This is a genomic window from Micromonospora sp. NPDC049799, from assembly GCF_040656655.1.
Taxonomy (GTDB): Bacteria; Actinomycetota; Actinomycetes; order Mycobacteriales; family Micromonosporaceae; genus Micromonospora.
In genome coordinates, this window is record NZ_JBFAMU010000124.1 from 1 (window position 1) to 11,909 (window position 11,909).

Below are 11,909 nucleotides of genomic sequence, written 5' to 3' on the forward strand. Positions count from 1 at the left end.
GACCCTGGCCGCGTACGCCGAGATGGCGGTGGCCCAGGCCGCCGCCGGGGTCGGGATGGTCGGGCCGTCCGGGATGATGGACGGCCAGGTCGGCGCCACCCCCGCCCCACTCCGCGATCTTGCACTTTCTGCCGGTGCGAATGCCGCGTACCGTCATGAATCAGCGACCGGAAGTGCAAGATCGCAGGGGTGTGGCGTGACGGACGTGGTGAACCCGGCCACGGGGGAGGTTGTCGCGCGCGTTGCGGCGACCTCGCTCGGGGAGACCGACGCGGCCATCGGGCGGGCGGCGCGGGCGTACGAGTCGTGGCGGAACGTCGCGCCGGGGGACCGGGCCCGGTTGCTGCGGCGGTTCGCGGCCGTGGTCGACGACCACGTCGAGGAGTTGGCGGCGCTGGAGGTTCGCAACTCCGGGCACACCGTCGGCAACGCGCGCTGGGAGGCGGGCAACGTCCGCGACGTGCTCGACTACTACGCGGGTGCGCCGGAGCGGCTGACCGGCCGGCAGATCCCCGTGCCGGGGGGCCTCGACGTCACCTTCCACGAGCCGCTCGGCGTGGTCGGGGTGATCGTCCCGTGGAACTTCCCGATGCCGATCGCGGCCTGGGGCTTCGCTCCCGCCCTGGCGGCGGGCAACACGGTCGTGCTCAAGCCCGCCGAGTTGACTCCGCTCACCGCCCTGCGGCTGGCCGAGCTGGCCCGCGAGGCCGGCCTTCCGGAGGACGTGTTCACCGTGCTGCCCGGCGCGGGAAGCGTGGTGGGGGAGCGGTTCGTCACCCACCCCGCCGTCCGCAAGGTGTGCTTCACCGGTTCCACCGAGGTCGGCACCCGGATCATGGCCGGCTGCGCCGCCCAGGTGAAGCGGGTGACGCTGGAGCTGGGCGGCAAGAGCGCCAACCTGGTCTTCGCCGACGCGGACCTGGCGAAGGCGGCGGCCACCGCGCCGTACGCCGTGTTCGACAACGCCGGCCAGGACTGCTGCGCCCGCTCCCGGATCCTGGTCCAGCGACCGGTGTACGACCGCTTCCTGGAGCTGCTCGAACCGGCCGTGCGCGCCCTGCGGGTGGAGGACCCGGCCGCCGAGACCGCCGAGATGGGCCCGCTGATCTCGGCAGGCCAGCGCGACCGGGTCGCCGGCTACGTCGACGACGCGACCGTCGCGTTCACCGGCTCCCGCCCGGACGGCCCCGGCTTCTGGTACGCCCCGACGGTCCTCCTCGCCGACTCACCCGCGGACCGGCACTGGCGGGAGGAGGTCTTCGGCCCGGTCGTCTCGGTGCTGCCGTTCGACGACGAGGCCGAGGCGGTCCGGCTCGCCAACGACACCGAGTACGGGCTGTCCGGCTCGATCTGGACGCGGGACGTGGGCCGGGCGATCCGGGTGGCGCGGGCGGTCGAGTCCGGCAACCTCAGCGTCAACTCGCACTCCTCGGTGCGGTACTGGACCCCGTTCGGCGGGATGAAGCGCTCCGGGCTCGGCCGCGAACTGGGGCCGGACGCGCTGCACGCCTTCACCGACGTCAAGAACGTCTTCATCGCCACGGAGGAGTGAGCAACGTGCAGGGACGTCTGGAGGACCGGGTCGCCGTGGTGACCGGTGCGGGCAGCGGGATCGGGCTGGCCACCGTACGGCGGTTCGCGGCGGAGGGGGCGCGGGTGGTCTGCGTCGACATCGACACCGGGGCGGGCGAGCGGGCCGCCGACGAGGTGGGCGGCGAGTTCGTCGCGACCGACGTCGCCGACGAGGCGGCCGTGCGGGACCTCTTCGACGGGGTCGTCGCCCGGCACGGGCGGGTGGATGTCGCCTTCAACAACGCCGGCATCTCGCCGCCGGACGACGACTCCATCCTGGAGACGGGCCTGGACGCCTGGGAGCGCGTCCTGCGGGTCAACACCACCAGCGTCTACCTCTGCTGCAAGCACGTCATCCCGCACATGCGGCGGCAGGGGAGGGGCTCGATCATCAACACCGCGTCGTTCGTGGCCCTGATGGGGGCGGCGACCTCGCAGATCGCGTACACCGCCAGCAAGGGCGGGGTGCTGGCGATGACCCGGGAGCTGGGGGTGCAGTTCGCCCGGGAGGGCATCCGGGTCAACGCGCTCTGCCCCGGCCCGGTCGCCACGCCCCTGCTGCTGGAACTCTTCGCGGCCGATCCGGAGCGGGCCGCGCGCCGGCTGGTGCACGTGCCGATGGGGCGGTTCGGGGAGCCGGAGGAGATCGCCGCCGCGGTCGCCTTCCTGGCCAGCGACGACTCGTCGTTCATGACGGCCGCGCAGTTCGTGGTGGATGGGGGCATCACCGGCGCGTACGTCACGCCCCTATGAAAAGGCCTGTCATCGGCATCACCGCGTACGTCGAGCCGGCGAGCTGGGCGGCGTGGCGGGACGTGCCGGCGGTGCTGGTTCCGGAGGCGTACGTCCGGGCGGTGACCACGGCGGGCGGGCGGGCCGTGGTGCTGCCGCCCGACGACCGGGAGCCCGACGTGCTGGAGGTCGTCGACGGGCTGTTGCTGGCCGGCGGCGCCGACGTCGACCCGGCACGGTACGGCCAGCTTCCCGCCCCCCGCACCGAGAGCCGCCCGGTCCGGGACGCCGGTGAGCTGACGCTGGTCACCGGTGCGCTCGCCACCGACCTGCCGGTGCTCGGGGTCTGCCGGGGGATGCAGCTGCTCGCGGTCGCCACCGGCGGCGCCCTGCACCAGCACCTGCCCGACCTGGTCGGGCACGACCGGCACCGCCCGGCCCCTGGCGAGTACGGGGAGCACCCGGTGCGCTTCGCCGCGGGCAGCCTGGCCGGGCGGGTGATGGCCGGGGCGGACCGGGTCAACTCGTACCACCACCAGGCGGTCGCCGACCCTGGCCGGCTCACCGTGACCGGCTGGTCCGACGACGGGGTGGTGGAGGCGCTGGAGGACCCGGACCGGCCCTTCCTCCTCGGGGTGCAGTGGCACCCGGAGAACGAGCCGGACCCCCGGCCGATCGCGGCCCTGGTGGACGCCGCCCGCGAGTGGACCGACCGGCGACCTGCCGGGCACCGGTCGGAGGTGGGGCGGGCGTAGGCCCCAGCAGGGCCCTGTGCTCCACATCACACTGTCGTCCGGGCGATCGCGCGTATCCGGTCCGCACAGACGCCGGGGTGGTCGATCGGCCGGCACGTTGCGGGTGGGTGACGTCCCGATGAGGCGGAGGTAAGCAGCGCATCCCGCGCCATATGCGTTACGTTGCTGGTCCGTCCGGGTAGAAGGCGGTCACGCCCGATCGATCTCGGCGGGACGTGCCCGGGTCACGATCGAGCCGGGGGGTGGACATGGCCGGAGCGGGAGGCTGCATGAGCTCGGCCCAGCAGGGCGCGGAGCGGGGAAGACCTTCCCTCGGCGCCGGTGACCGGGATCTGCCGCCGCTGCTCGCCGCGGCCTTCGCCGGTGGCGGCGAGATGGGCGGGCGGCTGCGGGCCTTCGACTGGTCGACCACCTCGCTCGGCACCCCGGACTCCTGGCCCTCGGCGCTGTGCCACGCGGTCAGCACGATGCTCGCCTCGCGGTCGCAGATCGCGATGTTCTGGGGCCCGGACCATCTCACCTTCTACAACGACGCCTACCTCCCCACGATCGGCACCAAGCATCCCGCGGTGATCGGGCAGCCCGCGCGGGAGCACTGGGTGGAGACCTGGGACGTGCTGGGGCCGGTGCTGGAGGGCGTCCGCCGCACCGGGGAGCCGTACCACGGCGAGGACCACCCGTTCGTCATCGACCGGTACGGCTTCCTCGAGGACGTCTACTTCGACGTCTCGTACGACCCCGTCCGGGACCTCGACGGCAGCGTCAACGGCGTCTTCTGCATCGTCTCCGAGACCACCGGGCGGGTGCTCGGCGAGCGCCGGCTGCGCGCCCTGGCCGAGCTGGGCGGCGAGCTCGCGGAGGTGGGCAGCACCGCCGAGCTGGGCCGGTCCGCGGCGCAGGTGTTCGACCGGCACCGGGCGGACGTGCCCTTCGCGTTGATCTACCTGCGGGACGCCGACGGCGGCTTCGGCCTCGCCGGTTCCAGCGGCCTCGGCCCGGGCACCGTCGTCGTGCCGTCGCCGGTGCTGCTCACCGAGATCGCGGTCGACGGCGCGACCGCCACCGTCGCCGCGACCGACCTGGTCGACGCCGTCCCCCCGGACGCCGACGATCGGGCCCTCGTGCTGCCGATCACGGCCGCCAACGAGACGGTGGGCACGCTGGTGATGGGTGTCTCCCGCCGGCTCGCGCTCACCGACGACTACCGCAACTTCTTCGACCTGGCCGCCGCGCAGCTCTCCCGGGCCGTCGGCAAGCAGTTGGCGTACGAGCAGGAGCGGGCCCGGGCCGCGGAACTGGCCGCGCTGGACCGGGCGAAGACCAACTTCTTCGCCAACATCAGCCACGAGTTCCGGACCCCGCTCACCCTGGTGCTCGGCCCGCTGGAGGACCTGCTCGCCGATCCGGTGCTGCCTGTGGCGTACACGGATCGGCTGACCATGATGCACCGCAACGCGCTGCGGCTGCTGAAGCTGGTCAACACGGTCCTCGACTTCTCCCGCCTGGAGTCCGGCCGGCTCGCCGCCCGTTACCAGCCAACCGACCTGGCCGGCTACACCGCCCGGCTGGCCAGCACGTTCCGGTCCGCCATCGAGCGGGCCGGCCTGCGACTGACGGTGGACTGCCCGCCGCTGCCCTCGCCGGTCCACGTGGACCGCGACATGTGGGAGAAGATCGTCCTCAACCTGGTGTCGAACGCGGTGAAGTTCACCTTCGACGGGGAGATCCGGGTGGGCGTGCGGGTGGTCGACGGGTTGGCCCGGCTGGAGGTCACCGACACCGGCGTGGGCATCGTCGCGGAGGAGCTGCCGCACGTCTTCGAACGCTTCCACCGGGTGCCCGGGGTGCGCTCGCGGACGCACGAGGGCACCGGGATCGGCCTGGCGCTGGTGCGGGAACTGGTCGAGATGCACGGCGGTCGGGTCGACGTGACCAGCCGGGTCGACGAGGGCAGCACCTTCACGGTGACCCTGCCGTTCGGCTCCGCGCACCTGCCGGCCGACCGGGTGAGCGACGTCTCCTCCGCGGGCGGGCACGAGCTGGCGCAGGCCGACCTGTACGTCGCGGAGACCGCGTTCTGGACCGACGACGAGCGGACCGGGGCCGGTGCCGAAGGGGCCGCCGGAGCCGACGGCGCCGGGCGTCCCGAGACCCTCGGTGCGGCGTCCGCCCCGTCCGGGCGGATCCTCGTCGCCGACGACAACGTCGACCTGCGCGCGCACGTCACCCGGCTGCTCGCCCCGTCCTGGGAGGTCGTGACGGCCGCCGACGGGCTGGAGGCGCTGCGGCTCGCCGTCGAGAGCCCCTTCGACCTGGTGCTGACCGACGTGATGATGCCCCGGCTGGACGGATTCGGCCTGGTCGCGGCGCTGCGCACGGACCCGCGGACCCGGCACGTGCCGATCGTGCTGCTCTCCGCCCGGGCCGGCTCGGCCGAGGCGGTCGCCGGCCTCTCGGCGGGCGCGGACGACTACCTCACCAAGCCCTTCTCCGGCCAGGAGCTGATCGCCCGGGTCCGCGCGAACGTCGAGCTGGGCCAGCTGCGTGGCCAGATCATCCGCCGGCTGCGCGCGCTGGCCGACGCGGCGGTCGCGGTCAACACCGCCCGCTCCACCGCCGACGTGCTCCAGGTCGCCGCGCGGCACGCGCTGAACCTGGCCGAGGCGGCCCGGGTCGTGGTCGACTCCACCGGAGCGCGGTACGAGGCCGACGGCGGCGGCATCACCTCCATCGAGCCGTCTCTGGTGCTGCCGCTGACCGGCACCGCCGGGGAGCAGCTCGGCGAGCTGCGGGTCTGGCGATCGGAGTGTGACGGCGCGGACACCGACGAGGCGGCCCTCACCCAACTGGCCCGACTGGTCGGCGTACGGCTGGAGAACGCCCAGCTCTACGAGGCCGAGCACCGCATCGCCACCACGCTCCAGCACAGCCTGCTGCCCCGCTCGCTGCCGCAGCTGCCCGGCGCGGTGGTGGCCAGCCGCTACCTGCCGGGCAGCGCCGACGTGGAGGTGGGCGGCGACTGGTACGACGTCGTGGCGCTCGCCGACGACGAGCTGGTGCTGGTGATCGGCGACGTGGTCGGCAAGGGCGTCCGGGCCGCCGCCGCGATGGGTCAGCTCCGCAACGCGCTGCGGGCGTACATCCTGGAGGGCTTCGACCCCGGCGCGTCACTGACCCGGCTCAACCGGCTCGTCGGGTCCACCGAGGGTCGGTCCTTCGCCACGGTCGTGTGCCTCTGTTTCAGCCCCCGTACCGGCCGGCTGCGGTATGCCAGCGCCGGCCACCCGTCCCCACTTCTGATCCGAGGAGACGACGTGGCGTTCCTGCACGACCGAGCCCTCGGCCCGCCGGTCGGGGCGATCCCGGACGCCACCTACCGGACGGTCGAGGGGGAGCTGACACCGGGAAGCCGGCTGTTGCTCTTCACCGACGGCCTGATCGAGGACCGGCAGCAGGGCATCGACGAGGCGCTGGCGCAGTTGCGGTCCGACGCGGCGGGCTACGGCGACCACGTGGCGGATCTGGTCGACGCGGTCGTGGAACGCGTCGCCGGGCGGCCCCTGCGCGACGACGTGGCGGTGCTCGCCCTGGAGGCCGCCGAACTCAACCGGTTCGCGCTGCGGCTGCCCGCCGACCCGACCCGGCTGAGCGTGCTGCGCAAGCGGCTGGAAGGCTTCCTCGTGGCGCACGCCGTCGGCGAGACCGACCTGTTCGACCTCACCGTGGCGGTCTCCGAGGCCGCCGCCAACGCCATCGAGCACCCGGTCGACCCGGTCGAGCCGACGATCAGCGTCGAGGTGACCATCGAGGACCGGACCGTGGTGGCCACGGTGCGGGACACCGGCCGGTGGCGGGAGTCCACCGGCACCGGCTTCCGGGGGCGCGGGCTCTCGCTGATCCGGGCGTTGGGGGAACTGTCGGTCCGTCGTACCGAGCAGGGGACGGACGTGACGTTGCGCCGGCGGCTGCGCGACTGAGCCGGACCCCGGCGGCGGTCGGCCGGGCCGGCGCGCGCGGACCGGTCAGACGGCGCGGAGCCAGGCCTGGTCGCCCAGGCCGGAGATCTCCAGCACCCGACCGACCTGGCGTGACGGCAGCACGTCGAGCGTGCCGGGGAACTGCTGGGCGAGCCGTACGACGGCGTGGATGGCGGCCGAGTCGAAGAAGGTGACCGCGCGCAGGTCGAGCGTGACCCGCCGGGCCGGCTCCCGCAGGGCGGTCTGCAGCATCGTGTCGGCGGTGGCCATGTCCACCTCGCCGGTCACCACGACACGGAGGTGATCACCGTCGAGCTCCGCGCTGGCGGAGAAGACGGGAGGTGCGCCCCCTTGATCCACGGAGACACCATGGCACAGCGGACCTGGCTGGGCAACAACCGCCGGCGGCGGGCGGTGGCGCGGGTCACCCGGATGGCCGGCGATAGGCTTGTGTCATGACCGTCCGTGCGCCGCTGACCCCAGGCACGCTCTCCCCGTGGCGGCCTGTGCCCGCCCACATCCCGCGACCGGAGTACGTGGGCAAGTCACGTCCCCGCCAGTGGCGTGGCTCGCACGTGCAGACGGCGGAAACCATCGAGAAGATGCGCGTCGCCGGACGGCTCGCGGCGCGCGCCACCCAGCTCGCCGGGGAGTACTGCAAGCCGGGTGTGACCACCGACGAGATCGACCGGGTGGTGCACGAGTTCCTCTGCGACCACGGCGCGTACCCGTCGACGCTGGGCTACAAGGGCTTCCCCAAGTCCTGCTGCACCAGCCTCAACGAGGTGATCTGCCACGGCATCCCGGACTCCACCGTGCTGCAGGACGGCGACATCATCAACGTGGACGTCACGGCCTACCTCGACGGGGTGCACGGCGACACCGACGCCACCTTCTGCGTGGGCGAGGTGAGCGAGGAGGCGCGGCTGCTGGTCGAGCGCACCCACGAGGCGATGATGCGCGGCATCCGGGCGGTCGCGCCCGGTCGCCAGATCAACGTGATCGGCCGCGTGATCGAGTCGTACGCGAAGCGCTTCGGCTACGGCGTGGTCCGGGACTTCACCGGGCACGGCATCGGGGAGGCCTTCCACAGCGGGCTCTTCGTGCCGCACTACGACAGCCCGCGGCCCACCGACGTCATGGAACCGGGCATGACGTTCACCATCGAGCCGATGATCACCCTCGGCACCTACCAGTACGACATGTGGGACGACGGGTGGACCGTGGTGACCAAGGACCGGAAGTGGACCGCGCAGTTCGAGCACACGATCGTGGTGACCGAGGACGGCCACGAGATTCTGACCCTGCCGTGACCGACACCCCGGCGGCGCTGCGGGAGGCGCACCACGCGGACGTGTCCGGCGGCTGGCTGCGTCCGGCGGTGTTCGGCGCGATGGACGGTCTGGTCACCAACATCGCCCTGATCGCGGGCGTGGGCGGCGGCGGTGTCTCGCCCCGCAGCATCGTGCTCACCGGCACCGCGGGCCTGGTGGCCGGCGCGATCTCGATGGGCCTGGGGGAGTACACGAGCGTCCGGTCGGCCAACGAGCAGGTCGCCGCCGAGGTGGCCAAGGAGCGGCGGGAGCTGGAGCGGCACCCGGAGGCGGAGGCGCGTGAGCTCGCCGAGGCGTGGGTGGCGCGGGGCCTCCCGCAGGACCTCGCCATGCAGGTCGCCCAGGCGGTGCGGCGCAACCCGGAGGAGGCCCTGCGGGTCCACGTCCGGGAGGAACTGGGCGTCGACCCCGACGACCAGCCCAGCCCGTGGGCGGCCGCGATCTCGTCGTTCCTGTTCTTCTCCGTCGGTGCCCTGGTGCCGCTGCTGACGTACCTGTTCGGCGCGACCAGCCTGTGGCTGGCGCTGGCCGTCGGCGGGGTGGGCCTGTTCGTCGCCGGTGCCGTCGTCGCCCGCTTCACCGCCCGGTCCTGGCTGCTCAGCGGTCTGCGTCAGCTGCTGCTCGGCGCGCTGGCCGCCGCCGCCACGTACGGGATCGGCGCCCTGATCGGCGTCCAGGGCGGGCTGTAGGCGCCGGTCAGCCGTCGAGCAGGTCGTCGACGGTGCCGTCCACCGGGCGGCCCCGGGCGGCCAGTTCCTCGGCCTGGCGGGCGAGCACCGCGCCCACCTCGGTCATGTCCGCGCCGGCCAGCCCGGTACGCCGTACCGCGTCACCGGGGTCGCGGAAGTAGGTGCGGCTGAGCAGGCCGTGCACCGTCGCCGCGGCCAGCCGTGCCTCGCCGAGCATCAGCAGCGCCTGGTCGGTCTCGTACCACTCGGCCAGCCGGGCGGCCCGGGCATGCGCCGCGCTGCCCCGGTACCAGGCCCGGCGGGCGGCGGTGCTGAACTCGGCCGGTCGCGCCCGGGCCAGCCGGCCGAGGTGCTCGTCACGCAGCGTCCGCAGCCAGCCGGTCGGGTCGTGCAGGGCCCGGGTGGTGACGTACCGGTCGGCGGTCAGCGGCCACAGTGCCGTGATCACCTGTGCCTGCCGGAGGTAGTCGTCCGCGGCCGTCACGGTCAGGTCGACCAGGACACCGTCGACCCGCCGGGTCGACGCGGGCGGTCCGCCGCCCGGCCGGTAGGTCACCACCAGCAGCCCGACCTCACCGTCGCCACCGCCGTCGTCGTCGCCGTGGGCCAGCGGGCCGTGCACCGCCACGGCCAGCACGTCGGCGGGGAAACGCCGCTGTGCGGCGTTGGCGACCCGTTCCGCCACCGTCCACCGTGGATCGTCGAGGTACGTCTCGTCGGCCCCGTCCCGCACGTCCACGCCGCTCACCTCACGTCGGCTCGACCGAGGACTTCGACACAGACCCTAGTCACGGCCGTCCGGTCCGGCCGGCACGCCGCGCCCGGTCGGCACCAGCCGGAAGATGCGGATCTCCCGGCCGCCGGCCCGCTCGACGTACGTGCGGTAGGCGGGCCACTCGCTGACCAGGAGCTGCCACAGCCGTTCCCGTTCGGCGCCGCTGGCCACCTCGGCGCGTACCGGGAGCCGGCGCCCCTTGACGTCCACCTCGGCGGTCGGGTCGGCGAGCAGGTTCATGGCCCACCCGGGCTGGTGCGTCTGGCCCCAGTTCGAGCCGATCACCACGTACGCGTCGCCGTCCGGCACGTACAGCAGCGGGTTGCTGCGCGGCAGGCCGGAGCGGCGGCCGGTGGTCGTGATGACCAGCGAGGGAATGAGCCCCAGGGCGACCACCCGACCCCGGGTGAGCCGGCCGACCATCCGGTCGGCGGGAACGAGCAGGCGGGCGGCGGCGCCGAACCAGCGGTGGTGACCGACGCGGCGGGTGAGGGTTCCCAGTACGGACACGGAGTCAGTGTGCCGGCTGGCCGCCCCGCGCGGCACCCCCGGACCGGTGATCTCCCGACCTCAGTCGAGACGGCGCTCGACCGGCAGCCGGGAACGGGTGAACAGGCCGGCGCCGAGCATGGCGACCAGCGGCACCACGACCAGGACGCCGAGCGTGCTCCACGGGACCACCAGCGGGAACGCGGGCTCGACCGGCCAGGTGCCGGCGTGGTGACGGTTGACGGCGGTCAGGATGATCAGGGCCGTTCCCAGGCCGGCGAGGATCCCGAGCAGCGAGCCGACCACGGCGATCACCCCGGCCTGGCAGAGGGAGAGGACCCGGCGTACGCCCGGTCCGGCACCGACCGCCGCGAGGGTGGACAGGTCGGCGCGGCCCTCGGCAGCCGCGAGGCCGGTGGCCGCGCCGGTGGCGCCCACGGCGATCACCCCGGCCGCCACGGCCAGCAGGAGCAGGAAGGGGCGGACGGGGGTCTGCGGGTCGCCACCCTCGACCGTCACATGCACCCCGCCGACCGGCCGGAGCGCGGTGGCGAACCGGTTCCGTCGCTCCGGGTCGGTCACGCCGTCGGCGGTGAACGCCCACCCCGTGTGCCGCGGGGTCAGGCCCAGCCGTTCGGCGGCCGGAAGGGAGAGCACGAGGCGTGGCACCACGAGGTCCACGTCCAACGCGTACCCGGTGACGGTGGTGGTGTCGCTGGTCGTCACCTCCGGGTCGACCGTGCGGTTCACGCCGACCGTCAACCGCCCGTCGACCACGTAGCGCGGATCGGTCACCACCGCCCCTCCGGCCCGCAGCACGGCCGTGGCAGCCGCCGTCGCGGACGGATCCGCTCCGACGAGGATCGGCAGGGATCCGCCGTCGTCCACGGTCACCTCGAAGTAGGCCCCGTAGACGTCGTCCGGGCCGCCCCGGCAGCGCTCGTCCGCCCGGGCCCGTCGGCGGTCGCCCTCGCTCAGCTCGACCCCCGGAAACCACGGGCAGGCCCGGTCCGGCGGCAGGACCGGCAGCACCTGGCACGCCGCGCTGCCGGTCGCGCACCTGGCCGCCACCACGGGTACCGGAGTCACCGCGCCGCCCAGGTGTTGCCGGGCCGCCTCGACGACCCGGTCGTGGTCGGGCGGGCCGGTCGGGTCCCTCGGGTCCGTCCGGCCCACGAGCACGCTCCCGGCCGGCAGGCTCGGCTCGTACATCCGCGCGTCGCGGGCGTCCTCGCTGGCGATGTAGGCGCCGAGGGCGACGCTCGCGGCCACCGCCGCCATCACCGCCGAGATGGCCGGGGCGGCCGAGGACCGGTTGCGGCTGGCGTCGCGCAGGGCGATCCGGAGCGCCACCGGCAGGGCGTGGCCGAGGCGGGCGATCAGCCCCACCAGCGCCGGGGTGGCGCAGACCAGGCCGAGTTCGCCGAGGACCAGGCCGGCGAGGACCACCGTCGGCGACGTCCGGTTCGCGCCGACGGCGGCGATGCCGGCACCGACCGCGACGAGCGCCGCGATGGCGGTGGTGTTTGCCTTCGGCGCGTTTCTTCTCGTAGTAGGCGCGGGAGGTGGCGCATTCCCTGACGGCG

The 11,909-nt window shown here is 74.0% G+C and carries 10 protein-coding genes and 1 pseudogene; 7 read left to right on the forward strand and 4 right to left on the reverse strand.

Annotated elements, in window-relative coordinates:
* Positions 1-4: 4 nt before the first annotated feature.
* The 5 genes and pseudogenes from AB0I76_RS12470 to AB0I76_RS12490 form a co-directional block, all read left to right on the forward strand.
* Positions 5-100, forward strand: a pseudogene (locus AB0I76_RS12470) (hypothetical protein); the annotation flags it as partial.
* Between the two features lie 96 nt (positions 101-196).
* Complete coding sequence (locus AB0I76_RS12475) at positions 197-1,552, forward strand: aldehyde dehydrogenase family protein (protein ID WP_357033874.1); 1,356 nt, start codon at positions 197-199, stop codon at positions 1,550-1,552.
* 5 nt (positions 1,553-1,557) lie between these two features.
* A complete protein-coding gene (locus AB0I76_RS12480) occupies positions 1,558-2,325 on the forward strand; it encodes a 3-oxoacyl-ACP reductase (protein ID WP_357033856.1) in 768 nt (255 codons plus the stop codon).
* The gene (locus AB0I76_RS12485) at positions 2,322-3,059 is read left to right on the forward strand and encodes a gamma-glutamyl-gamma-aminobutyrate hydrolase family protein (RefSeq protein ID WP_357033858.1); all 738 of its coding nucleotides are present in this window, start codon (positions 2,322-2,324) and stop codon (positions 3,057-3,059) included. Before AB0I76_RS12480 ends, AB0I76_RS12485 begins: the two co-directional genes overlap by 4 nt.
* 269 nt (positions 3,060-3,328) lie before the next feature.
* On the forward strand, positions 3,329-7,036 hold the full coding sequence (locus tag AB0I76_RS12490) for a SpoIIE family protein phosphatase (RefSeq protein WP_357033860.1): 3,708 nt from the start codon (positions 3,329-3,331) through the stop codon (positions 7,034-7,036).
* Between the two features lie 45 nt (positions 7,037-7,081).
* Here the strand turns inward: AB0I76_RS12490 and AB0I76_RS12495 are convergent, their stop codons facing one another.
* Positions 7,082-7,396, reverse strand: a complete 315-nt coding sequence (locus AB0I76_RS12495) for an STAS domain-containing protein (RefSeq protein ID WP_357033862.1) — start codon at positions 7,394-7,396, stop codon at positions 7,082-7,084.
* A 95-nt stretch (positions 7,397-7,491) separates the two neighbouring features.
* Here AB0I76_RS12495 and map point away from each other — a divergent pair, with 95 nt between their 5' ends.
* Together map and AB0I76_RS12505 are read left to right on the forward strand one after the other, a co-directional pair.
* Positions 7,492-8,349, forward strand: a complete 858-nt coding sequence (gene map, locus AB0I76_RS12500; protein WP_357033864.1) for a type I methionyl aminopeptidase — start codon at positions 7,492-7,494, stop codon at positions 8,347-8,349.
* Positions 8,346-9,059, forward strand: a complete 714-nt coding sequence (locus AB0I76_RS12505; RefSeq protein WP_357033866.1) for a VIT1/CCC1 transporter family protein — start codon at positions 8,346-8,348, stop codon at positions 9,057-9,059. Before map ends, AB0I76_RS12505 begins: the two co-directional genes overlap by 4 nt.
* 7 nt (positions 9,060-9,066) lie before the next feature.
* On the opposite strand, the gene AB0I76_RS12510 is transcribed toward AB0I76_RS12505, so the two are convergent.
* From AB0I76_RS12510 to AB0I76_RS12520, 3 genes are all read right to left on the reverse strand, one after another.
* Complete coding sequence (locus AB0I76_RS12510; protein ID WP_357033868.1) at positions 9,067-9,798, reverse strand: nucleotidyltransferase domain-containing protein; 732 nt, start codon at positions 9,796-9,798, stop codon at positions 9,067-9,069.
* A 45-nt stretch (positions 9,799-9,843) separates the two neighbouring features.
* Positions 9,844-10,344: a nitroreductase/quinone reductase family protein gene (locus AB0I76_RS12515; protein WP_357033870.1), complete on the reverse strand. Its 501-nt coding sequence runs from the start codon at positions 10,342-10,344 to the stop codon at positions 9,844-9,846.
* A 60-nt stretch (positions 10,345-10,404) separates the two neighbouring features.
* Positions 10,405-11,909: ABC transporter permease (locus AB0I76_RS12520; RefSeq protein ID WP_357033872.1), on the reverse strand; the 1,505-nt coding region annotated here is incomplete at its 5' end.